The organism is Pseudorhizobium marinum, assembly GCF_000705355.1.
In the GTDB taxonomy this organism is placed as follows: domain Bacteria; phylum Pseudomonadota; class Alphaproteobacteria; order Rhizobiales; family Rhizobiaceae; genus Neorhizobium; species Neorhizobium pelagicum.
Genome location: NZ_JMQK01000012.1, coordinates 16,395 through 38,666, shown reverse-complemented (window position 1 = coordinate 38,666; position 22,272 = coordinate 16,395). Strand labels below are relative to the sequence as shown.

Genomic DNA, 22,272 nt, shown 5'->3' with positions numbered 1-22,272 from the left:
GGCGGCCCATCGTGTTTGAGGTTCGGCTGTGACAGTTTACCTGCCGATCGCAGAGCTTTCGGTCAACATCTTCATCATTCTTGGCATGGGTGCGGCCGTCGGCTTCCTGTCCGGCATGTTCGGCGTCGGCGGCGGCTTTCTGATCACGCCGCTGCTGATCTTCTACAACATCCCGCCCGTGGTGGCCGTGGCGACGGGCGCCAACCAGGTGGTCGCATCCTCGATCTCCGGTGCCATCACCCATTTTAGGCGCGGCACGCTGGACATCAAGCTCGGCACGGTGCTGCTGGTCGGCGGTCTTGCGGGGGCCACCGTCGGCATCTCGATCTTCTCCTGGCTGCGACGGCTCGGCCAGCTCGACCTGTTCATCTCGCTGCTCTACGTGCTGCTGCTCAGCACCGTCGGCGCGCTGATGCTGAACGAGAGCGTGCGGGCGCTGCGGCGCACCGCGCGCAACGTGGCACCGCTGGCAAAGCGGCCGGGCCAGCACATCTGGGTGCACCGCCTGCCCTTCAAGATGCGGTTCAAGAAATCGAAGATCTACCTCAGCGCAATCCCCGTGCTGGCGCTGGGCTTTGCCATCGGCGTGCTGACCTCGATCATGGGCGTCGGCGGCGGCTTCATCATGGTGCCGGCGATGATCTACCTGCTGCGCATTCCCACCAACGTCGTGGTCGGCACCTCGCTGTTCCAGATCATCTTCGTGACCGCCTATACGACCATGGTACAGGCGGCGACGAACTATTCGGTCGACATCGTCCTGGCGACGATCCTGATGGTGGCCGGCGTCATCGGCGCGCAATACGGCGTGCGGGTGGGCCAGCGGCTGCGCGGCGAACAGCTGCGGGCGCTGCTGGGGCTGCTGGTGCTGGCGGTCGGCATCCGGCTGGCGATCGCGCTGGTGGTGCGTCCCGACGATCTGTTTTCCGTATCGGTCGGAGGCTTCGCCAACTGATGCTTTACCGTCTGCGCCTCCTGCTCGCCGCCACTCTCTTCGCCGCCGCTCCCGCCGTGGCGCAGGTTCCCTTCGGCACGGCATCGACCGTGCAGGAGGGGCTGGAGATCGGCACGTCGACGAGCGAGATCGCCATCACCTCGGACTTCCGCGGCGCGGATCTCACCGTCTTCGGGGCGCTGACCAATGCCGACGAACTGTTCCTGGCGATCGGCCAGTACGACGTGATCGTGACGCTGGAAGGTCCGCGCGACTATGCGACGGTGCGCAAGAAGGATCGCGTCCTCGGCATCTGGATGAACACGGAATCGATGACCTTCGAGCAGGTGCCGGAATCCTATTCGCTGGCCAGCACCCGGGAAATCGATGCGATCGACGAGGAGCCGTCGCTCAACAGCATCGGGGTGGGCATCAACCACCTGGCGCTGACGCCGACCGGCTATCTCGGCAACGCCGTCAATCTGAGCGAGTTCCGGGAGGCCTACCGGCGACTGAAGCTTGCCAATGGCCTGTACCAGCGCGACACGAGCGGCGTGCGCTTCGTCTCGTCCAGCCTGTTTCGCGCCTCGCTGCGGCTGCCCGCCAATATTCCCGACGGGGTGCACACGGTGCATGCCTATCTCTTCAAGGGTGGCGAGCTGATCTACGAGCGGGAGCTGCCGCTGAGGGTGGTCAAGACCGGCCTGGAGCAGGCGATCACCGATGCCGCGCACAATCAGCCGATCCTCTACGGGATGTTCTGCGTGCTGATGGCCGTGGTCACTGGCTGGGGTGCCAGCCTGATCTTCCGCAAGGACTGAGGGCGCGACGCCCCTTACCCCCAGGTGAGCTATCGGCAGACGTCGGGAAGGGCCGGCTGCGACCGACCGGCCCTTCCCGTTTCACGCGTTACATCGCCGGGAGAACCGCAATGTCGCGGATGTCGCCGTTGGCGCCGGTGATGTCGGCCGTCTTCGTCGCCTTGCCGGTCTCGATATCAACGGTGTGGAGCGCCGTGCCGGTGACGAGCCAGGCGGTGTTCTCGCCATCGGCGGTCGTCTGGACGTCGAAGGCGTAGGTTGCCGGCATGCCCTCGGCGCCGAGCTTGCCGATCGCCTTCAGGGTGCCGTCGTTCGGCTTGGTCTGCTGGATCAGGCCGCCGATGGTGGCGTCGATGTCGTACATCGCGGTCTTTTCCGGCTTGCCGTAGGAGTTGATGTAGGCAGCCGCGACGATGTTCGGCTCCTCGCCCTTGTGCATGTCGCCATCCTCGAAGGCGAGGCTGCCGTCGACAGTGACTTCACCGGTGTCCGGATGGACGCGGTGGTTGGTGGTGCCGGTCATGTAGCGCAGGCGGTCGGCCATCGGGTTGAAATCGACGATGACGGGGGCGTCGCCCATGGTCAGCGGCTTGTCCATCTTGGCGACTTCCGTGGCTGCGCCCGATTCCATGTCGATGGTGACGATGGTGTTGTCCGCCGTGACGCCGACCAGCGTGTTGTTGGAGGGGCGCAGATCGATGCCGACGAGACTGTCGACGCCGGTGACGTCCATGGTCCTGGAGACCGCCGGGGCGTCGGTGTCGAACATCACCAGGGTCTTGTCGCCGACCAGGCCGACAACCGGAGCCGCGGAGGCGGCAACCGAGGTGGCCGCGAGGACGGTGGAGGTGATGAGAACTGTGCGAAGCGTGATCATGTGGTTTCTCCCGTTTGATTGGTCCATTGCGAAGGTCAGCGCGGTTTGTTTCCTGCCGCCTCATAGGGAAGACACCTGGCACCTCAGGTTTGGATGCAGAGGGCAAAAAAATAATCGCGGCTGCATCCCATCGGGGCGGCCGGCGTGTATATCTGACATGGAAACGACAGCATTTGCCCCTGGGAGAGCAGACTTGAGCCTGGCACAGATGCCATCCGACGAGCTTGCGGCCTCGCTTGCAGCCTGCGCCCGCGGCGACCGCGGGGGATTGAAGCGGATCTTCGATGGCGAGGCCGCGCGGCTGATCGCGGTCGCCGAACGCATCCTGCGGCGCCGGGAGCTGGCGGAGGAAGTGGTGCAGGACGCCTTCATCCGCATCTGGACCAGCGCCCATCAATACAGCCCGGAGCGGGGATCGGCGCGCGGCTGGATCCATGCGATCGTGCGCAACCGGGCGCTCAACATGCTGCGCGACGGCCGGCGCGAGGACACGGTGGAGGACGACAGGCTAGAGACGCTGCGCGAGAGCGACCAGCTGGACCACATCCTGTCCGCCTGGCATGCGCTGGACCGCAACAGCCGGCTGCGCGAGTGCCTGGGCACACTCGACGAGATGAAGCGGCGGGGCATCCTGCTCGCCTATGTCGGCGGCTATACGCATGGCGAGATCGCCGGACGCCTGCGGCTGCCGCTCGGCACGACGAAATCCTGGATCCGCCGCGGGCTTTCGGCACTTCGGGAGTGCATGGCATGATCTTCAACGAAACGACCATTCCCGAGATCGCCGACGAATATGTCCTCGGCCTGCTGGATGCCGCCGACCATGCGGCCGTGGAGGCCGAGATGGAGCGCAATGCGGACCTGCGGCAGGCGGTGGCGACAAGCCGTGACCGCTACCTGCCGCTCGACATGACAGCCGAAGCCGCCGCCGTGCCGCCAGGGCTCTGGACACAGATCGAGGCGGGGTTGGCCGATACCCCCGCTGCCGTGCCGCTTGGCGGGGCGACGCTTGCGCCCGAGGCCGTACTCACGCCCGCCGCCAACGACAACCGCGGCTTCGGCTGGAAGGCCGCCGCCCTGTCCTCGATGGCGGCGACGCTGGTGCTGGCGGTGGCGCTGACCTGGAGCCTTGGCCGCAGGGCCGAGCCGATGGTGATCGCGGTGCTTCTCAACGAGACGGGCGAAGTGCAGGCGGTCGTCGAGGATTTCGGCAATGATACCGCCAACATCCGCCTGCTGGCTGACATCGCGGTTCCCGACGACAAGGCAGTCGAGGTCTGGACGCTTCCCTCCGCGGAAATGGGACCGGTGTCGCTGGGCCTTCTCGAGGAGGGCCAGTCCGGGCGCTTGAAGGCGCCGCCGCTGCCGACGCCGCAGGATGCGCAGCTTTACGAGATCACGCTGGAGCAGGCGGGAGGCTCACCGACCGGGCGCCCAACAGGACCGGTGCTGGCCAAGGGCTTTGCGAAACTGCCGCGCTGAGGATCAGGCGAGCAGGCTGCCGTAGCGGACCGAATAGATGCGGTCGCGGCCGAGCAGATGGGCGACCAGGGTCTCGCGATCGAAGAGGCCCTGCATGGCCCTGTGGTTGAGGTCGAGACCGCCGGCCAGGACGCCGAAGGCCGGCATCAGCAGACGCGCGCCGTCCGTCGCGAAACAGGGACGGCGGACGTATTTCTCGCGCCGGCGGACGGTGGCCGAGGGATGCAGGTGCCCGGCGATCTCGCCCTTGCCCGAAATCAGGCTCGGCTCGTGGCGGAAGGCCAGACCGCCATGGGCGAATTCGTCGGCGCATTCGCCCGGCAGGTCGACGGTGCCGTCGGGATCGTGGTTGCCGTTGATCCAGATCCAGTCGCGGCCGCGCGCCATGCCGGCAAGCAGCGCGCGCAGGTCCGCCGGCAGGTGCTCGGAGCCGCTGCGATCGTGAAAATTGTCGCCGAGCGAAATGACGATCTTAGGATCGTAGCGGGCGATGACCGCGGCCAGGATGTTGAGGGTGGCGATGGTGTCATAGGGCGGCAGCATCATGCCGCGCCGGGCAAAGGCTGCCCCTTTTTCCAGATGCAGGTCGGAGACTACCAGCAGCCCACTCTCCGGCAGGTAGAGGCTTCCGAGCGGGTCGCAGATCGCGACCACGTCGTTGACGACGATCTCTTCCGCACCGGCGGCCTTGCCGATCATGTTTGCGGTGCGGGCGGCGAGGCCGAGGCGGTGCATCAAGGTCGTTTCGTCTTTCCGTTCGGCAGTCAAGCGCACTGCCGTGTCTGCCTGTATTCGGGGTCCCGGGCGAGACGACGCGGGAGGCCTAGGGTGCCATGGCTTCCGCGATCAGCTCTTCCGCGGCCTCCGCCAGCACTGCGTCCTGGGCTTCGCCCGGCACCGTTTCCCGGCCGATCTCCAGCATGATGGGAACGGCGAGCGGCGAGACACGGTCGAGGTCGCGGTGGGTGATGTGCCCCTTGATTCTCGCCAGCATATCGCCAAGCCGGCCGATGTCCAAAAGTCCGGATGCGGCATCGCGCCGCGTCGCTTCCAGCAGGATGTGGTCCGGCTCGTGGCTGCGCAGCACGTCGTAGATCAGGTCCGTCGAGACGGTGACCTGGCGGCCGGTCTTCTCCTTTCCGGGGTGGCGGCGCTCGATCAAGCCGGAAATCACGGCACAATTGCGGAAGGTGCGCTTCAGCATGTAGCTTTCGTCGAGCCAGGCCTCGAGATCGTCACCCAGCATGTCCTCGTCGAACAGGTCGCCAAGGCTGAGCCGGCCCTGGCCGATCATGCCGCCCAGGTCATTCAAGGCCCAGACCGCCAGCGAGTAATCGGTGGCGACGAAGCCGAGAGGACGGGCCCCTGCCCGCTCCATCCGCCGGGTGAGCAGCATCCCGAGCGTCTGATGCGCCAGCCTGCCCTCGAAGCAATAGGCGATCATGAAGAAGCGCTTGCCGCGCGGGAAGGTCTCGATCAGCAGCTCGTCCCTCGCCGGCAGCATGGAGCGGTCCTTCTGCAGCGCCAGCCAGTCGCGCACCTGATCCGGCAGGGCCTGCCAGCGATCGGGATCGGCCAGCATGCCGCGCACCTGGTCGGCGAGATAGGTGGAGAGCGGAAACTTGCCGCCGGCATAGGCGGGGATGCGCGGGTCCATCGAGGCGGCGTTGGACACCAGGCATTCGTTCTCGCGGATGCCCTCGAAACGCAGCACCTTGCCGGCAAACAGGAAGGTATCGCCCTGCACCAGCTGTTCGAGGAAATACTCCTCGACCTTACCAAGCGACAGGCCGCCGCGGCCGATGGTGCCCCGGGCATTGCGCTTGACCAGCCGAACGTTCAGCTCCGTCGCCTCAACGATGGTGCCGAGGTTCATGCGGTATTGCTGGGCGATCTGCGGATTGGAGACGCGCCAGCGGCCCTCCGCGGTCTTCCGGATCTTGGCGTAGCGCTCGTAGGCGCGCAGCGCGTAGCCGCCGGTCGCCACGAAATCCACGGCGCGTTCGAACATCTCCCAGGAAAGCTCTGCATAAGGCGAGGCGCTGGTGATCTCCGCGTAGAGCTCCAGCGGATCGAAGGGCTCGGCGCAGGCCATGCCGAGGATATGCTGGGCGAGCACGTCGAGCGCGCCCTCGCCCACCGGCGGCGTATCCTGGGCGCCGAGATAATTGGCGTCCAGCGCCGCCTGGCATTCCATCACCTCGAAACGGTTGGCCGGAACCAGGATCGCCTTCGACGGCTCGTCCATGCGGTGGTTGGAGCGGCCGATGCGCTGGGCAAGCCGCGAGGCCCCTTTCGGCGCACCGACGTGGACGACGAGATCGACGTCGCCCCAGTCGAGTCCGAGGTCGAGCGTCGAGGTGGCGACGACCGCCCGCAGCTTGTTGGCGGCCATCGCGGCCTCCACCTTGCGGCGCTGGCCGGCGTCCAGCGAGCCGTGATGGAGCGCGATCGGCAGGTTGTCGTCGTTGATCGTCCAGAGCTCCTGGAAGAGGAGTTCGGCCTGGAAACGGGTATTGACGAAGATCAGCGTCGTCTTGTGCCGCTTGATCTCCTCGTAGACCTCCGGAATGGCATAGGTCGAGACATGGCCCGACCAGGGAATGCGCTTGTCCGTGTCGAGGATGGTGATGTCCGGCGGGGCACCACCCTGGACATGCACGAGGCCCGCCGGCGGCGCCGGGTGGTCGCCCTGGGGAACGAGCCAGCGCTGCAGGTCCATCGGATGGGCGACCGTCGCCGAGAGGCCGATGGTCTGCATTTGCGGCGCATGGCGGCGCAGGCGGCCGAGCCCCAGCGACAGGAGATGGCCGCGCTTGGAGGTCACCAACGAATGCAGTTCGTCGAGGACGACGTACTTCAGGTCCTTGAAGAAGCGCTCGGCTTCCTTGTTGGCGAGCAGCAGCGCCACCTGTTCCGGCGTCGTCAGCAGGATATCCGGCGGCGAGAGCTTCTGGCGCTGGCGCTTGGCCTGCGGCGTGTCGCCCGTGCGGTTCTCGATCGTGACCGTCAGCCCCATCTCCGAGACGGGCTTCATCAGGTTGCGCTCGATATCGACCGCGAGCGCCTTGAGCGGCGAGATGTACAGCGTGTGGATGCCGGTAAAGGCCGAGCCGGGCGGGATCTTGCCGCGCCGGGTCAGGTCCGTCAGCGACGGGAGGAAGCCGGCAAGCGTCTTGCCGGCGCCGGTCGGCGCGATCAGCAGCATGCTCTCGCCGGCGGTAGCGCGGGCAAGAAGCTCGAGCTGATGGGGACGCGGCTGCCAGCCCTTCTCGGCGAACCATTTCAGGAACGGCCGGGGCAGGAGCGCGGCATCACGGCCGGACGATGGGGGTATGACGAGATCCACCCGCATAAAATAAGCAGAAGCCGGCGAAAAAGAAGTGCCGGTCAACGCTTAATGGCCGAGAGGGTCAGCGGCCGTGCCTGCGGATCAGTTCAGGGCCGGCGTCTTCATCTGCGGGGCGGCCGGTGGCAGGCTTGTGGGGGTGACGGCCGTCGACGGCGTCTTCTGCTTGTCTGCTTCGTTGTGCCACTTCACGGCTTCCCTGGCCTCGACGCGCGCCTGCTTGCGATGCTTGCCCTGCGTCCACCAGGTGCCGACCGAGCCGATGGCCATGCCGAGGATCAGTACCAGCATGAGAAACAGGAAGAAAGGTGCCGTCAGAGACAGGACGCTGTCCTGCGGGCGGAAGGGATTGAGGGCCAGGGTGACGCTCTGGCGGTTGGCGACCGAAAGCACGACCAGCAGCACGCCGAGCGGCAACAGTATCACCAGATAAACGATCTTCTTGAGCCTCGTCATGTCTCTCCGCCTTGTCTGCGCCCGTGGCGCCCTGCACTCCCAAGGCAGAATAGGCGCCTGCCGGCGCCTTTCAAGAGCATCTGCCGATCAGAGGTGGTCAGCGTCAATCCGCCTCGTCCTCAAGACCGGGATTGAGACGCTCGCGCAACTCCTTGCCCGTCTTGAAGAAGGGTACCCATTTTTCCTCGACGAAAACAGACTCGCCGGTGCGCGGATTGCGGCCCGAACGGGACGGACGGTTCTTGACGGAGAAGGCGCCGAAGCCGCGCAGCTCGACCCGGTTTCCTGCCGCCAGAGCATCGGTGATCTCGTCGAGAACCGCGTTGACGATATTCTCGACATCGCGGTGGTAGAGGTGCGGATTTCGTGCCGCCACGATCTGGACCAGTTCCGACTTGATCACGTTTGCCCCCTGAAAAAGCTAGATTTTCACTCGTGGCCAACCTGCCAAACGGAGACCAGACCGTCAAGGAACAACTTCTCGCCCCCGAACGGCCGCAGCGCCGCGGGACCCAGCACATCGGCCAGGCCGGTCAGCCGGAAAAACTGGGCCATGGCGCTGGCAAACCAGAGCGAGGAGGCGTCCTCGCTGTCCTTCCACTCCACCATCGGCAGGTTCTGGCTGACGCCCTTGTCCGCCAGATAGGCGCGGATTTCGGTTTCGCCGCCGAGCGTATCCACCAGCCGGGCTTCGAGCGCCTGGCGGCCGGTGAAGATCGAGCCGTCGGCAAGCCGCAGCGCCTCGTCGCGGGGCAGATTGCGCCGTTCCGCCACGAGATCGACGAACCAGTCGTAGCTGTCCATGATCATCGAGCGGATCATCTGCTGCGCTTCTTCGCTGGGTGGGTGGAAGGGAGAGGGTTCCGCCTTCAGGGGCGACGACTTGATCTCTTCCAGCGAGATGCCGACCTTGTCCATCAGCTCCTCGATCTGAGGGTACTGGAAGATCACGCCGATCGAGCCGGTGATCGAGCTTTCGCCCGCCACGATGGTGTCGCCGGCGGTGGCGATCATGTAGCCGGCGGAGGCCGCCAGCGTGCGGATGTCGGACACGACCGGCTTCTTCTCGGCCACCGCACGGATCGCCTTGAAGATCCGCTCGCCGCCATAGGTGGTGCCGCCCGGCGAGGAGATGGAGACGACGAGCGCCTTGGCGTTGGGGCTGTCGCCGATCTCCTTCAGCCGCTCGAGAAGCTCCGTATCGTCCTGGATCATTCCGGAGATCTTCACATGGGCCACGTGCTGAACGGCCGATCCGCCCTCGCCGCCGCCGAGCCGGTAGAGGGCAAAGCCGAGCCCGATGATGACCAGCAGGGCGAGAACGCGCCAGAAGCTCAGCTTCCGGCGCAGGCGCCTGCGATCGAGAATTGCCAGTTGATCCATGGGTTTCCCTTGCTTGCCGCGGGCTCTACGGGGCAATGCCCCTCCGTGCGCGACTGCTATCACGATTTTATGTGGCCCGTTATTGTTTGTTGATGCATAAAAAACCATATTGCGCTGAAATACGGAAGCCACTCCGCCTTCCGCCCGAGAGTGGCGCAGACAAAAACGCGGACATGCAAGGAAACACGCCCAGCCGATGCTGCAAAGACTGCTGAAATCACCGGTGCAGGCCTTCGCGGGCCCAGCGGACGGCGACGCCTACCAGGCGGCGCTCAGACACTCTGCGCGCGTGCGCCGGCTTCGCATCTTGCTGCCGATCACGGCAGGCCTGATCTCGGCGGTCTTCATCGGCGTCTCCGTGATCCGTGCCTATCTTCCGGAAGACCTGTCGATCGAGAGCGCGCGCATCGAGGACGGCAAGATCGTGATGGAGCGGCCGGCGATTGCCGGGCGCAACGACGACGGCATCAGCTATTCGATGACGGCGGTGCGGGCGCTGCAGGACATCGCCAACCCGAACATGATCACGCTCGAGGACGTCAAGGCGGCGGTCCCCGTCAACGAGGACACCATCGCGCGCGTGGTGGCGACGGCCGGCATCTTCGACCGCGGCACCGACCGCATGCAACTGACGGCGCCCTTCGACGTCAACCTCAGCAACGGCACGACCGCCAAGTTCCAGTCTGCAGACCTCGACGTCGTCAACGGCACGCTCGACACGGCCGATCCGGTTGCAATCACGACCGAGCAAGCCTCTATTGTTGCGCAGTCTCTCAAGATAGCAGATAAGGGCAAAACGATTACCTTCGCCGGACAGGTCAGGGTAAACATCGACGCGACCGCCATCCGAAACCAGGGCAACTAGAGCTGACCACCATGATCATGTGTCGAATTGAAAAGATCTCAGCTTCCGTGCTCTCAGCAGGCCTTCTGTGCCTGGCCCTGGCAGCCCCGGCTGTAGCGCAGAACACCACCAGCCAGATGAGCGGGATGGCGCTTTCCAACGACGAGCCGATCCAGATCGAGAGCGACCAGCTCGAGATCAAGGAGCAGGAGAAGAAGGCCTATTTCACCGGCAACGTCAAAGTGGTGCAGGGAACGACCACCATGCGCGCCGGCAAGATGACGGTGCTCTATACCGGCGAAGGCGCCTCGATGACGTCGGGCAGCACCGACATCGACAAGATCTTCCTCGACGACCAGGTCCTGCTGACCTCCGGAGAGCAGCAGGCGACCGCCCAGAAGGGCGAGTTCGACATGGCCAGCCAGACCTTCGTGCTGTCGGGCGACCAGGTGGTTCTCTCCGAGGGCAACAATGTCTTCAAGGGCTGCAAGCTGACCGTCCTGATGAACACCGGCGAGGCCAAGCTCGACGCCTGCGGCGGTCGGGTGGAAATCCTGCTCGATCCCAAATCGCGTCCGCAGCAATAACAACGGCAGCATCGTGAAGTTTTCCCTGTCGAACATGCTGGGCAAGAAGTCCGGCCAGCGCGAACCTTTCTCCGTCAGCGACAAGGCGCGCTACGAGGGCACCCTCGTGGCACACGGGCTGTCCAAGACCTATGACACGCGGCGCGTCGTCAACGGCGTGTCGCTCGTCGTGCGGCGTGGCGAGGCCGTCGGCCTGCTCGGTCCGAACGGTGCAGGCAAGACCACCTGTTTCTACATGATCACCGGGCTGGTGCCCGTCGACGAGGGCATGATTGCCATCAACGGCAACGAAGTCACCAACATGCCCATGTACCGCCGCGCCCGCCTCGGGGTCGGCTACCTGCCGCAGGAAGCGTCGATCTTTCGCGGCCTGACGGTGGAGCAGAACATCCGCGCCGTCCTGGAGGTCCATGACCGCAACCGTGACCGGCGCGAAAGCAAGCTCGACGAGCTGCTTGCCGAATTCCACATCGGGCATCTGCGCAAATCTGCGGCAGTCGCCCTTTCCGGCGGCGAGCGGCGGCGCCTCGAGATCGCCCGCGCGCTGGCGACGGATCCGGCCTTCATGCTGCTCGACGAACCCTTCGCGGGTGTCGATCCGATCTCGGTCTCCGACATCCAGAATCTCGTGCGGCACCTGACAGCGCGCGGCATCGGCGTGCTGATCACCGACCACAACGTCCGCGAGACGCTGGGCCTGATCGACCGCGCCTACATCATCCACGCGGGCGAAGTGCTGACCCATGGCCGCGCCAACGACATCGTCAACAATCCGGACGTCCGGCGGCTCTATCTCGGCGACAAATTCACGCTCTGAGCAATAAAATGCGCTTCGCCCCTCCAGGCGCTTGACCAAATCTCTCAAAAAAGCAATTTTTGGGCCAAGTTGAAGTCTCGTCCCACGGGAAGTCGACCGTGTAGGGAGTGTGCGTCCGCTATGTCCTTGTCCGCCGGCCTTTTTCTGAGACAAAGCCAGTCGCTGGTCATGACACCGCAACTGATGCAGTCCATCCAGCTGCTGCAGATGACGCATCTTGAGCTCAACAGGTTCATTTCGCAAGAGATCGAAAAGAACCCGCTGCTCGAACTGGCGCCCACCGATGCGGCAGAGACCATCGACCGTGCCGCACCCGAGGACTTCAGTGCCCGGGAGGACGTCGCCGCCGAGCCCGCAGGCACGGGCGACGAGGATGGCGAGTGGTACGGCACGCAGACGGAGATTGGCGCCGCGCATCTGAACGAGAGCGACTCCGGCTTCGACAATCTCTTTCCGGACGACAAGCAGTCGATCAAGGCGGATGCGCCGGAGCTTCTCAGCCAGTGGAAATCCATGCCGGGCGCCGAGGCGGGCGAGGACTACGACCTCGACGACTTCGTGGCCGGCCATGTGAGCCTGCGCGACCACCTGTCCCAGCAGATCCCCTTCCTGCTGCAGAGCGCTGCCGACGGGCTGGTGGCCCAGCACCTCGTCGACTGCGTCGACGAAGCCGGATATTTCTGCGGCGAACTTCCGGAGATCGCGGCCCGGCTGGGGCGTGAGCCGCAACAGGTGGAGGATATCCTCCGGGGGCTGCAGTCGCTCGATCCGCCGGGTGTCATGGCGCGCTCGCTGCGCGAATGCCTCGCCATCCAGCTCCGGCAGCGCAACCGCTACGATCCGGCGATGGAAGCGCTCGTCAATCACCTCGACCTCCTCGCCCGGCGCGACTTCGCGATGCTGCGGCGCCATTGCGGGGTGGGCGACGAGGACCTTCTCGACATGCTGGCGGAAATCCGGGCACTCAATCCGAAGCCGGGGGCCAACTTCCAGCGCAGCGCGTCCGAGACGATCTCGCCGGATGTGCTGGTCTTTCCCGCAGCCGGCGGCGGCTGGAAGATCGAGCTCAACCCCGACACGCTTCCCCGCGTGCTCATCGATCGCGAGTATTTCCGGACGGTCTCGGCCTCCTGCGGCCGGCAGAAGGATGACCAGGCGTTTCTTTCGGACTGCATGCAGAGCGCCAACTGGCTCACCCGCAGCCTGGACCAGAGGGCAAAGACCATCCTGAAGGTGGCAACCGAAATCGCCCGCCAGCAGGACGCCTTCCTGACCCACGGCGTCGACCACCTGCGGCCGCTCAACCTGAAGACGGTGGCCGATGCCATCAAGATGCACGAGTCGACCGTCAGCCGCGTCACGTCCAACAAGTACATGCTGACGCCGCGCGGGCTCTTCGAGCTCAAGTATTTCTTCTCGGTCTCGATCGGATCTGCCGACGAGGGTGGCGACAGCCATTCGGCGGAAGCCGTGCGCCACCGGATCCGGGCGCTGATCGCGCAGGAAACGCCGGAGGCGGTGCTTTCCGACGACGACATCGTCGTCAGCCTCAAGAAGGGCGGCGTGGATCTCGCCCGCCGGACGGTCGCCAAGTACCGGGAAGCCATGGACATCCCCTCCTCCGTCCAGCGGCGGCGGGAGAAGCGGGCGATGGCGAAGTTCGCGACGGCCTGAGCCTGTTGTTCAGCGGACCACGTAGCGGTCGGTGCGGTGGTTGATGGCAAGCGTCAGGTTCAGGGTCGCTGCCGCCAGAACGGACAGGGCGATGACGACGGGGCTCGCGACCAGGAACGACAGCGCCAGCACCACGAGATCCAGCCCGAGCTGAACGAAGCCGGCGCGCCAGCCGAAACGATCCTGCAGATAGAGCGCCAGGATGCCGAAGCCGCCGAGCGATGCGCGGTGACGGAAGAGCGCCAGCATGCCCGTGCCGATCAGCAGCCCGCCAAAGAGCGCTGCGGCGACCGGATGCACATGCTCAAACGAGATCAGCGCCGGCAGGATCTCCGTCAGCAGCGAGGTGACGGCGACCGCCGTGAAGGTCTTGACGGTGAAGGCAAGACCGAGGCGCCGATAGGCGATCCAGTAGAACGGCAGATTGAGAAGGAAGAAGACGAGGCCGAAGCTGAGGCCCATCGAATAGCGCAGCAGGAACCCGAGACCCGCGGTTCCACCGATCAGGAGATCGGCGGCCGACAGCATGGTCACCCCGAGCGCTGCCAGCATGCTGCCGGCGACAATGCCCTGCACGTCCTCGATGACGGAGTGGCGGTCCGGCGTGGAGGCCCAGAAGCCGATCGGTGTCTTTTCTCCGCCTTCCTTCGTCATCAGCGCACCACGATATAGCGATCGGACCGATGGTTGATCGCCAGGAAGATGTTGAGAACCACGGCCCCGACGAACGACCAGCCGACGATCTGCGGCGAGACGACGAAGAAGGCGCAGACCATGACGCAGAGATCGAAGGCGAGCTGGATGAGGCCGGCCTGGATGCCGAAGCGCTCCTGGATGTAGATGGCGAGGATGCCGACGCCACCCAGACTTGCCCGGTGCCTGTAGAGCGCCAGGAGCCCGTAGCCGAGCAGCAGGCCACCCATCAGGGCTGCCCAGCCCGGGTGCAGATACTGGATCAGCAGGAACTTCTGCTCCACCTCGGTGATCAGCGAGACGAGGCCGATGGCGATGAAGGTCTTGAAGGAGAAGGCCCAGCCGAGCCGCCGGAACGACAGGTAGTAGAAGGGCAGGTTGACGAGGAAAAACAAGAGACCGAAGGAAATGCCGAAGGCGTAGTGCAGCAGGAAGGCGACGCCGGCGGTGCCGCCGGTCAGCAAGCCGACCTGATTGAGGAAGTAGAAGCCGAGGGCGGCGACCAGCGCACCGGTCGCCAGGCCTTGCGTGTCCTCCAGCAGAGTATGCTGCGAGGGATCCGCGCTGTAGAACCCCAGGCTGCGCTTATGGGCATGCTTCTGCTGCGCCAAGTGATGCCTCGATCTTCAAGATGGTCAAACTGCCATAAAGCGTTGCCGGGCAGCGTTCAACGGCCCACGGCGGCGGGTTCGTCAAAACGCAACAATGTGCGCTCCGGCAGAGACTTCCGCGACAGAAACAATATGCCGTGGACGGGTTCGCCGCGGTCGAGCCGAATGTCCGTCCGCATCACGCTGGTGGTTTCGAGGCCGTGAAGCGCCAAGAGTTCGCGCACGTAAGCTTCCGAATGGGCGTAGCGCAGGGATTCGCGCAACTCAAAGCCCTGGTCGCCCGTCGCTTCCTCGAACGAGAACGCGAAGTGGCCACCGGGAACCAGAAGGTCTCTCACCAGCGGGAACAGGGTCTCGAGCGACCCCAAATACATCACGACGTCTGTCGCGCTCACGAGATCGGCGCGGTGCCGGGGGAGTTCTTCGTCGAAGAGACCGGACTCGGCCTCCGACAGGCTGAGGTCCGCCTGCGCCAGATGATCGTAGATCTTCTTCTGCTCGGCCTTGGCGAGCATGTTGGCGGAGAGATCGAAGCCTTCCAGACGCTTCGTCACCGCACGGATTTCCGCGCCGAACAGGCCGGTGCCGCAGCCGAGGTCCACGGCCAGTTCGAACGGCCCCAGCCCGACCACCATGTCGGCCAGCTTGCCGGGCACGCTGTATTCCAGCTTCTCGACGAGCGCCTCGTCGAACCGTTCCGCATAGGCGTCGAACAGGCTCTCCACGTAGCGGCTCGGCGGCTGGTCCGGCACGTCGGCTGCCCCCAGAAGAGCAAGCTTCAGGCGGGCGCCGAAGGCATCCTCGGCATCGAGGCTCAGCACCTGCCGATAGGCGGCGACGGCACCGCCGAGCATTTCATTCTTCTCTCGATATTCGCCGAGCTGGAACCAGCCGGCCGCCCAGGAGGGCACAAGCTCCAGGGCCTGCTCGACAAGCTCCGCCGCCGCCGGCAGATCGCCGGCTTCCGCGAGCATGCGTGCGTAATCGACGCGACGGTCGGCAATGGCATCGCCGGAGGATAACTGGCTTGGCAGCATGAAATGTCTCGAGAGGGTGCGGGTTCTTGGCTGAAGCCACAAAAAAACACAAGTTCTATTTGAGGAGCATTGCCTTCAGCGCAGAGGAACGGGCTTGCGGGCAACGGGCCTGCCGCTTATCTCTGCCTGCGCAACGGAGAATCTGAGAATGGCGGAACGGGTTAATCGGGTTCTGGGCGATACGCCTGGACGGACCATCGTGAAACTGATCGTGGTTTCGCTGGTGGTCGGCTTCGTGATGGCCTTCTTCGGTCTCGACCCATGGGACATCGTCTACAGCATCCGCAATTTCGTTCTCGACCTCTGGTACCAGGGCTTCAACGCGCTTGGCCGGGTCGGCGACTATCTGATCCTCGGCGCGACGATCGTCATTCCGATCTTCATCATCCTCAGGCTGATCAGCTACAGGCGCTAGGCATGTCAGACGCGATCCTCATGCCCTCCCGTCGGGGCGTCCTCATCCTGTCGGGACTTGGTCTTCTTCTCGCCGGCTGCTCGACCATCGACGCCCTGACGCCGATCGATGGCGCGGAAGACGAGACCGCGGCCGCCCTGCCGCTTGTCAACAGGGTGCGGGCCGAGCGCGGACTGTCGCCGCTTGCCGCCAAGGGTGCCGCACGCAGTGCAGCCGCCGAACAGGCGGTGCGGATGGCCAAGGCGGAGCAGATGACGCATCTGATCGGGCGCGGGGACGATTTCAAGTCGCGGATGAAGCGCCGCGACGTGCCGCTGCCGGCAGCCGAAAACATTGCCAGCGGCCAGAACTCCGTGGAGGATGCCGTCGAGGCCTGGATCCGTTCGCAGAGCCACCTGACCAATATGCTCGGCGCCTACCGGGGGCTGGGCGTGGCCATGGCCCGCTCCACAGCCTCGCGGCCCTACTGGGCCATGGTCCTCTCCGCCTGATGAGCGCGAAGGCTGAGGCGGCTCACGATACACGGCCCTTTCAGGTCACCCACCGGCTGGTGCTGTCCATTGCCGTGCCGATGACGCTCGGCTTCCTGACGACGCCCCTGCTCGGCCTCACCGATACGGCGGTGGTGGGACGGCTCGGCCAGCCGGAGGCGCTGGCGGGACTGGCCATCGGCGCGATCATCTTCGACCTCCTCTACGGCAGCCTCAGCTTCTTTCGCACCTCCACCACCGGACTTGCGGCGCAGGCCTTCGGCCGCAACGATCCGCGTGAGCTGCAGGCGGTGTTCTGGCGGGCGCTGCTCAGCGCCATCGGACTGGGCTTGCTCATGCTGCTTCTGGCGCCGGTCATCCTCGCGGTCGGACCGGACCTGATGACGAGCGACGCCGATGTTGCGGATGTGGTGCGCAGCTATTTCGGCATCCGGGTGCTTTCCAGCCCCGCCACCTTCGTCAATTTCGCCGTGCTCGGGCTCATCTTCGGCCGTGGCAGGGCGATGCTCGGCCTGCCCTGCAGATCCTGCTCAACGGCACGAACATCCTTGTCTCGGTCTATCTCGGCCTGGGCCTCGGCTGGGGGATTGCCGGCGTCGCCTGGGGCACGGTCGGCGCGGAATACCTCGCCGCAATCGTCGGGCTTGTCGTCGTGATGCGCGGCTTTGCCGCCGGCAGCCGGCCTGCACGAAGCGAGATCCTCGACCCGGCCAAGCTGAAGCAGCTTTTCCAGATGAACGCCGACATCCTGATCCGCTCGCTCGTCCTCAACGGCGCCTTCGTGATCATGACGCGGATCGGATCCAGCTTCGGGGCGGTGACGCTGGCGGCCAATGCCGTGCTGATCAACGTCTTCATGCTCTCGGCCTTCTTCCTCGACGGACTGGCGGGGGCCGCCGAGCAGCTTTCGGGACGCGCGGTCGGGGCCAATTTCCGGCCGTCCTTCGACCGGGCGCTGAAGCTGACGGCCGGCTGGTCATTTGCCATGGCCGGCGTGCTGGGCATCTTCTTCCTGGTGGCGGGCGTGCCGATCATCGCGGTACTGACGACATCGGAGGAGGTGCGGCAGGCGGCGGCACGCTATCTGCCCTGGGCCGCCCTCACCGGCCTGACGGGGGCGCTCGCCTTCCAGATGGACGGCGTCTTCATCGGCGCCACCTGGTCCCGGGAGATGCGCAACATGATGCTGCTCTCCTTTGCCGCCTATTGCGCCGCACTTGCGGTGCTGGTGCCGACGCTCGGCAACCACGGACTGTGGATGGCGATGAACCTGTTCCTGCTCATGCGCGGCCTGTTCCTGCTGGCGCTGGTGCCGCGCAAGACCGCTCAGAGCTTTCCGTCGGCCCAGTGATCAAGGCGGCTGTCGCGCAGCTCGCGAACAGAGGCGACGGTCTCGCGGTCGAGCAACCGCGACATCCCGGACAGGATGCGGGCCGGCAGGCCGGGGCCTTCGTAGACCATGCAGGAGTAGAGCTGCACGAGATCGGCGCCGGCGCGGATCTTCTCCAGCGCATCCTCGGCGCTGCCGACGCCGCCGACGCCGATGATCGGCATCGCCGGGCCGACGCGGCGACGCATCTTCGCAAGCACCGTCGTCGAGAGCTTGAAGAGCGGCGCGCCGGACAGGCCGCCCGCCTCCTTCGCCTGCGTGGGATCGGTGAGGCCGTTACGCGACAGGGTCGTGTTGGAGACGATCAGGCCGTCCAGATCATGGGCGAGCGCTTCGGCCGCGATGTCGTCGAGGCCCTCTTCCGGCAGGTCCGGAGCGATCTTGAGGAAGACCGGCAGCGGCCGTCCGAGGCGGGCGGCTTCCTGCGAACGCGCGTCAAGGACCGCCTCGAGCAGCGCCTTCAGGCTGTCGCGCGCCTGCAGGTCGCGCAGGCCCGGCGTATTGGGTGAGGAAATATTGACGGTGAAATAGCTGGCAAGCGATGCGAATCGGCGGATGCCGGCGACGTAATCGGCGACGCGGTCGGCGCTGTCCTTGTTGGCGCCGATGTTGACGCCGACGATGCCGCCGGCGCCCTGGCGCGCCGAAAGCCTGGCGTGGGCGGCGTCATGGCCTTCGTTGTTGAAGCCGAGGCGGTTGATGACGGCACGGTCGGCCGTCAGCCGGAAGATGCGCGGTTTCGGGTTGCCGGCCTGCGGCTTCGGCGTCAGCGTGCCGACCTCGGTATAGCCGAAGCCCAGCCGCAGCAGCGCATCCGGCACTTCGGCGTTCTTGTCGTAGCCGGCGGCCATGCCGAGGGGGTTCGGGAAGGAGAGGCCGGCCACCGTCTGGGCAAGCCGTAGATCGGCTTTGAGGTGGCACGCGGGCAGAAGGCCGCTCTTCAGGGCAGCGATCGACATGCCATGCGCCGTTTCCGGATCGAGCAGGAAGAGCCCCTGGCGGGCGAGATCCGACAGGCGGCCGATCATGCCATCTCCTCCGGGAAGCGATGCGCGCCGTCGGCTCCCAGCGGCAGCGGCCGTTCCCAGATCACCGCGTCGAGAGGCAGAGCGCCGTAGAGATGCGGGAAGAGATCACCACCGCGGGACGGCTCGAATTGCAGCGCCTCGCCCAGAGCGCCGCCATCGACGGCGAGCAGCATCAGGTCCTCGACGCCGGCAAAATGCAGCCTTGCGGTCTCGCGGGCCTGGGCGGCGGTGGAGAAATGGATGTAGCCATCCTGCAGATCGATCGGCGCGCCGTCGAAGACACCTCTTTCCCGTACGGCCTGCCACAGAGTTGTCGGAACGATCTTGTAGACGATATTGGGCATGGGGCAGCTTTCGATCGGGCGCTGTGCTGTAGAACGATCTGCGGTTTGCCGCAAAGGCTGGCGCTTGTCCAGCCACAGACGGAGGACGACATGACGATGAGACCGCTGCTGCTATCACTGGTACTTCTGCCCGGCATGGCGCTGGCGCAGGATGCCGAGACCTCGCGTTTCCAGCTGGAGAGAACCGAGACCGACCTGGTGCGTCTCGACCGGCAGACCGGCGCCATGTCGCTCTGCCGCGAGGACAACGGCACCCTCTCCTGCCGGATGGCGGCGGACGAGCGCGCCGCCTATGAACAGGAGCTCGATCTCCTGACCAAGCGGGTGACGGCGCTGGAGGACAGGATGGCTGCAGAGACCGCCTCCCGTGCCCTGCCGGACGAAGCGGAGATCGAGCAGAGCCTGACGATCATGGAACGCTTCATGCGGCGCTTCATGGCGATCATCGAGGACTTCACCGAGGACCGGCAGCCACAGGAACCGGGACCCAGCCGGACCTGATCCCGGCGGTTCTTCCCGTGGTGCTGATGCATCCGACCCGAAAGGCTATTGTTTCCAGCGCTCTGGAAGCGTAGAAGAGGGAAGGCGACATTGCGTCTATGCTCTTGGGAGGGAGCGTTAGAATGCAGACACTCACGATCATCATCGCAGACGACCATCCGCTGTTTCGCGGCGCACTGAAACAAGCCGTGCAAGGTCTTTCCACCGATCTCACCATCATCGAAGCCGGGGATTTCAACGCCGCACGCGCGGCGGCGCAGACCCATCGCGACGCGGATCTCTTGCTCCTCGACCTCGCCATGCCGGGCGTCAGCGGATTTTCCGGCCTGATGTCCCTGCGGGCCGAGTTCTCGGGATTGCCGATCGTGGTGGTCTCGGCCACCGATGACGGCGCGACCATCCGCCGGTCGCTGGAACTCGGCGCCTCCGGCTTCATCTCGAAATCCTCCGGGCTCGACGATATCCGGACCGGCATCCATGCCGTCCTCGACGGCGACATCTGGGCGCCCGAGGGGCATGTGCCGATGTCGGACGAGGAGCCGGGCATCAGCGAACTCCTGGAACGGCTGCGCACGCTGACGCCGCAGCAGAGCCGCGTCTTGAACATGCTGGGCGAGGGCCTGCTCAACAAGCAGATCGCCTATGAGCTGGGCGTGTCGGAAGCGACCATCAAGGCGCATGTGTCCGCCATTCTCCTGAAGCTCAACGTGGACAGCCGAACGCAGGCGGTGATCAAGCTCGGCAAGATCAACATGCCGCTGGTGGCGTAAGCGGCTGCCGGGCAAAGAGGATTTTATTCCTCACCGCTCTTTACCGGCCGCCCTGCTTTGGCTAGATTTGCAACAACTGGCTCGCGTTGCGGGCAGGTCGACGGCAGGTGCGCGCAAGGCGGCCCAAGTCGTCGGATCAGGACCATGTCAGGGCGCGAGGAGCCAGCGGGACGCTGCCGGACCTTGAGCCGGAGAACCTACGGCCATGCTGTCACACGAGACGATCTGGCACGCCCTCGACGCCCTCGCGGAGCGCCACAAGCTGACCGCCTCGGGCCTTGCCCGCCGCGCCGGCCTCGATCCCACCTCGTTCAACAAATCGAAGCGGCACGGCCCCGACGGGCGGTTGCGCTGGCCCTCCACCGAGTCGATCGCCAAGGTGCTCGAGGCGACCGGTGCCAGTGTCGAACAGTTTCTGAGCTACATCCCCTCCTCCCGCTCGGATCTGCCGGACGGCGCCTTCCCGCCGCAGATCGGGACGATCCCTCTTCTGGGGTTTGCCCAGGCGGGCGCCGGCGGTTTCTTCGACGACGGCGGTTTTCCCGCAGGACAGGGCTGGGACGTGGTGGAGTTTCCCGCCTCCCCGGCGCGCAAATCCGGCGTCTATGCGCTGGAGGTGCAGGGGGATTCCATGATGCCGCTCTACCGCGACGGCGATGTGCTGATCGTGGAGCCGGGCGCACAGGTCCGGCGCGGCGATCGGGTGGTCGTCAAGACCCGCGATGGCGAAGTGATGGCGAAGATCCTGATGCGCCAGACGGCCAAGGCCATCGAGCTGCACTCGCTCAACCCGGAGCATGCGAACCGCAGCCTGGACCATGCCGAGGTGGAATGGGTGGCACGGATCATCTGGGCAAGCCAGTAGGAATATAAGCTTTCACGCTTCAGTAGAGGTCGTTGGGGAAGTAGCGCAGGTAGATGTCCTGCAGGCGGCCGTTGCGGGACAGGACGGCCAAGGCGTGATCGAAGGCTGCTGCCAGCGCCACATCGTCGGCCTGCAGCATGACGGCCAGTCCTTCGCCCAGGAAATGCTCCGAGAGATACGGCCCCCCGAAGAGCGCGCAGCATCCCTCCGCGGCCTCGCCCGCGACCCAGAACGGGAGCCGGAGCCCATCGGAGAACACGGCATCCACCTTGCCCGCCTTCAGCGCCTCCAGCATGACCTCGTGACTTTCGAAGGTCACGGGAAAGATCTTCGGGAAGAAAGCCTTCAGCATCGCCGCATGCGCGGTGTCCTTCACCACACCGACCGGCCGCCCGATCAGTGCCTCCGGCCCCTCGCCGGCGGCCGGACTGGAGACAAGGCGCGCAAAACGGGCCGGAACGGTCAGGTAGGGACGCGAGAACGTGAAATCTTCCCGTCGTACGGCGTCGATCGCAACCCCTGCCATCACCGCCTCCCCGGAACCATTGGCCAGCGCCTTTTCGAGGTCTTCGAAGGGCATCGCCTGGATCTGGCACTTCGACTGAATGTCGAGCTCGGCACAGATCTCGCGGGCAAGATCGACATTGAAGCCGGACAGGCGGCCGGTCTGATCGGCGAAGTTGAAGGGCGGAAAATCGATCGTGGTGAGGATGCGCAGCCGCACGAGATTGGAGAGGTCCGGTCGCGGCAGCCGCTCCCTAGCGTCAAACAGGACAGGAAATTCGTGCTGGTCGGCGCGTGCCGCGCCGGGGGCGAAACAGGGTGCAAGAGCCAGGACCAGGACAACCAAAAAGGGAAGTCTCCCCCGTGTTTTCAGGGGTGAAAGCAGAGGGTGCATCTTTA

25 protein-coding genes and 1 pseudogene are annotated in these 22,272 nt (G+C 65.3%); 14 read left to right on the top strand and 12 right to left on the bottom strand.

Translation table 11 applies throughout. The annotated features are described in order from the left end of the window. Window positions 1–28 precede the first annotated feature (28 nt). Window positions 29–955, top strand: coding sequence for a sulfite exporter TauE/SafE family protein (locus EO99_RS0115250; protein WP_029619489.1), 927 nt, complete (start codon window positions 29–31; stop codon window positions 953–955). Further along, complete coding sequence (locus EO99_RS0115245) at window positions 955–1,755, top strand: TIGR02186 family protein (protein ID WP_029619488.1); 801 nt, start codon at window positions 955–957, stop codon at window positions 1,753–1,755. Before EO99_RS0115250 ends, EO99_RS0115245 begins: the two co-directional genes overlap by 1 nt. A gap of 88 nt (window positions 1,756–1,843) precedes the next feature. Here the strand turns inward: EO99_RS0115245 and EO99_RS0115240 are convergent, their stop codons facing one another. Further along, window positions 1,844–2,632 (bottom strand): DUF4394 domain-containing protein, encoded by a 789-nt coding sequence (locus EO99_RS0115240; RefSeq protein WP_029619487.1) that lies wholly within the window; start codon window positions 2,630–2,632, stop codon window positions 1,844–1,846. 208 nt (window positions 2,633–2,840) lie between these two features. Here EO99_RS0115240 and EO99_RS0115235 point away from each other — a divergent pair, with 208 nt between their 5' ends. Together EO99_RS0115235 and EO99_RS0115230 are read left to right on the top strand one after the other, a co-directional pair. Next, window positions 2,841–3,386 carry a sigma-70 family RNA polymerase sigma factor gene (locus EO99_RS0115235; RefSeq protein WP_029619486.1) on the top strand — a complete coding sequence of 182 codons (546 nt, stop codon included), beginning with the start codon at window positions 2,841–2,843 and terminating at the stop codon, window positions 3,384–3,386. Beyond that, window positions 3,383–4,114 (top strand): anti-sigma factor, encoded by a 732-nt coding sequence (locus EO99_RS0115230; RefSeq protein WP_029619485.1) that lies wholly within the window; start codon window positions 3,383–3,385, stop codon window positions 4,112–4,114. Before EO99_RS0115235 ends, EO99_RS0115230 begins: the two co-directional genes overlap by 4 nt. A 3-nt stretch (window positions 4,115–4,117) precedes the next feature. Here the strand turns inward: EO99_RS0115230 and pdeM are convergent, their stop codons facing one another. From pdeM to sppA, 5 genes are all read right to left on the bottom strand, one after another. Beyond that, window positions 4,118–4,849, bottom strand: a complete 732-nt coding sequence (pdeM, locus tag EO99_RS0115225; protein ID WP_029619484.1) for a ligase-associated DNA damage response endonuclease PdeM — start codon at window positions 4,847–4,849, stop codon at window positions 4,118–4,120. An 88-nt stretch (window positions 4,850–4,937) separates the two neighbouring features. Then, on the bottom strand, window positions 4,938–7,469 hold the full coding sequence (locus EO99_RS0115220; RefSeq protein WP_051679892.1) for a ligase-associated DNA damage response DEXH box helicase: 2,532 nt from the start codon (window positions 7,467–7,469) through the stop codon (window positions 4,938–4,940). 78 nt (window positions 7,470–7,547) lie between these two features. Next, on the bottom strand, window positions 7,548–7,919 hold the full coding sequence (locus EO99_RS0115215) for a LapA family protein (protein WP_029619482.1): 372 nt from the start codon (window positions 7,917–7,919) through the stop codon (window positions 7,548–7,550). 103 nt (window positions 7,920–8,022) lie between these two features. Further along, a complete protein-coding gene (locus tag EO99_RS0115210; RefSeq protein WP_029619481.1) occupies window positions 8,023–8,322 on the bottom strand; it encodes an integration host factor subunit beta in 300 nt (99 codons plus the stop codon). A gap of 26 nt (window positions 8,323–8,348) precedes the next feature. Then, entirely contained in the window at window positions 8,349–9,302 is a 954-nt protein-coding gene (sppA, locus tag EO99_RS0115205) for a signal peptide peptidase SppA (protein ID WP_029619480.1), read from the bottom strand. Window positions 9,303–9,498: 196 nt separating this feature from the next. Here sppA and lptC point away from each other — a divergent pair, with 196 nt between their 5' ends. The 4 genes from lptC to rpoN all read left to right on the top strand — a co-directional run bounded on the left by lptC (window position 9,499) and on the right by rpoN (window position 13,224). Then, window positions 9,499–10,167 (top strand): LPS export ABC transporter periplasmic protein LptC, encoded by a 669-nt coding sequence (gene lptC / locus EO99_RS0115200; RefSeq protein WP_029619479.1) that lies wholly within the window; start codon window positions 9,499–9,501, stop codon window positions 10,165–10,167. A gap of 17 nt (window positions 10,168–10,184) precedes the next feature. After that, entirely contained in the window at window positions 10,185–10,733 is a 549-nt protein-coding gene (locus tag EO99_RS0115195) for an LptA/OstA family protein (protein WP_029619478.1), read from the top strand. 34 nt (window positions 10,734–10,767) lie between these two features. Then, window positions 10,768–11,550 carry an LPS export ABC transporter ATP-binding protein gene (gene lptB / locus EO99_RS0115190; protein ID WP_029619477.1) on the top strand — a complete coding sequence of 261 codons (783 nt, stop codon included), beginning with the start codon at window positions 10,768–10,770 and terminating at the stop codon, window positions 11,548–11,550. Between the two features lie 120 nt (window positions 11,551–11,670). Continuing rightward, window positions 11,671–13,224 carry an RNA polymerase factor sigma-54 gene (gene rpoN / locus EO99_RS0115185; RefSeq protein ID WP_029619476.1) on the top strand — a complete coding sequence of 518 codons (1,554 nt, stop codon included), beginning with the start codon at window positions 11,671–11,673 and terminating at the stop codon, window positions 13,222–13,224. A 9-nt stretch (window positions 13,225–13,233) separates the two neighbouring features. On the opposite strand, the gene EO99_RS0115180 is transcribed toward rpoN, so the two are convergent. Genes EO99_RS0115180 through EO99_RS0115170 form a run of 3 tightly spaced genes read right to left on the bottom strand, consistent with a single transcriptional unit; the run spans window position 13,234 to window position 15,565 of the window. Then, complete coding sequence (locus EO99_RS0115180; protein WP_051679891.1) at window positions 13,234–13,878, bottom strand: YitT family protein; 645 nt, start codon at window positions 13,876–13,878, stop codon at window positions 13,234–13,236. After that, window positions 13,878–14,528 carry a YitT family protein gene (locus tag EO99_RS0115175; protein WP_029619474.1) on the bottom strand — a complete coding sequence of 217 codons (651 nt, stop codon included), beginning with the start codon at window positions 14,526–14,528 and terminating at the stop codon, window positions 13,878–13,880. Before EO99_RS0115175 ends, EO99_RS0115180 begins: the two co-directional genes overlap by 1 nt. A 56-nt stretch (window positions 14,529–14,584) precedes the next feature. Further along, window positions 14,585–15,565 (bottom strand): class I SAM-dependent DNA methyltransferase, encoded by a 981-nt coding sequence (locus tag EO99_RS0115170; RefSeq protein WP_051679890.1) that lies wholly within the window; start codon window positions 15,563–15,565, stop codon window positions 14,585–14,587. 148 nt (window positions 15,566–15,713) lie between these two features. On the opposite strand from EO99_RS0115170, the gene EO99_RS0115165 reads away from it, so the two are divergent. From EO99_RS0115165 to EO99_RS25800, 3 genes and pseudogenes are all read left to right on the top strand, one after another. After that, the gene (locus tag EO99_RS0115165; protein ID WP_029619472.1) at window positions 15,714–15,980 is read left to right on the top strand and encodes a DUF6460 domain-containing protein; all 267 of its coding nucleotides are present in this window, start codon (window positions 15,714–15,716) and stop codon (window positions 15,978–15,980) included. Window positions 15,981–15,982: 2 nt separating this feature from the next. After that, window positions 15,983–16,471 carry a CAP domain-containing protein gene (locus EO99_RS0115160; protein WP_029619471.1) on the top strand — a complete coding sequence of 163 codons (489 nt, stop codon included), beginning with the start codon at window positions 15,983–15,985 and terminating at the stop codon, window positions 16,469–16,471. Then, a pseudogene (locus EO99_RS25800) lies at window positions 16,471–17,822 on the top strand (MATE family efflux transporter). The gene EO99_RS0115160 and the pseudogene EO99_RS25800 overlap by 1 nt, the downstream one beginning before the upstream one ends. On the opposite strand, the gene EO99_RS0115150 reads toward EO99_RS25800, so the two are convergent. Both EO99_RS0115150 and EO99_RS0115145 read right to left on the bottom strand, forming a co-directional pair. Further along, window positions 17,798–18,889 carry a quinone-dependent dihydroorotate dehydrogenase gene (locus tag EO99_RS0115150; RefSeq protein WP_029619470.1) on the bottom strand — a complete coding sequence of 364 codons (1,092 nt, stop codon included), beginning with the start codon at window positions 18,887–18,889 and terminating at the stop codon, window positions 17,798–17,800. The pseudogene EO99_RS25800 and the gene EO99_RS0115150 overlap by 25 nt on opposite strands. After that, entirely contained in the window at window positions 18,886–19,305 is a 420-nt protein-coding gene (locus EO99_RS0115145; RefSeq protein WP_408002874.1) for a DUF952 domain-containing protein, read from the bottom strand. The genes EO99_RS0115150 and EO99_RS0115145 overlap by 4 nt, the downstream gene beginning before the upstream one ends. A gap of 18 nt (window positions 19,306–19,323) precedes the next feature. Between EO99_RS0115145 and EO99_RS0115140 the strand changes: the two genes are divergently transcribed. The 3 genes from EO99_RS0115140 (at window position 19,324) to EO99_RS0115130 (ending at window position 21,369) form a co-directional block, all read left to right on the top strand. After that, window positions 19,324–19,734, top strand: coding sequence for a hypothetical protein (locus EO99_RS0115140; RefSeq protein WP_029619468.1), 411 nt, complete (start codon window positions 19,324–19,326; stop codon window positions 19,732–19,734). 122 nt (window positions 19,735–19,856) lie between these two features. Then, entirely contained in the window at window positions 19,857–20,504 is a 648-nt protein-coding gene (locus EO99_RS0115135; RefSeq protein ID WP_029619467.1) for a response regulator, read from the top strand. A gap of 205 nt (window positions 20,505–20,709) precedes the next feature. After that, window positions 20,710–21,369 carry a S24 family peptidase gene (locus EO99_RS0115130; protein ID WP_029619466.1) on the top strand — a complete coding sequence of 220 codons (660 nt, stop codon included), beginning with the start codon at window positions 20,710–20,712 and terminating at the stop codon, window positions 21,367–21,369. A 19-nt stretch (window positions 21,370–21,388) separates the two neighbouring features. On the opposite strand, the gene EO99_RS0115125 is transcribed toward EO99_RS0115130, so the two are convergent. Then, window positions 21,389–22,267 carry a transporter substrate-binding domain-containing protein gene (locus tag EO99_RS0115125; protein WP_029619465.1) on the bottom strand — a complete coding sequence of 293 codons (879 nt, stop codon included), beginning with the start codon at window positions 22,265–22,267 and terminating at the stop codon, window positions 21,389–21,391. Window positions 22,268–22,272 lie beyond the last annotated feature (5 nt).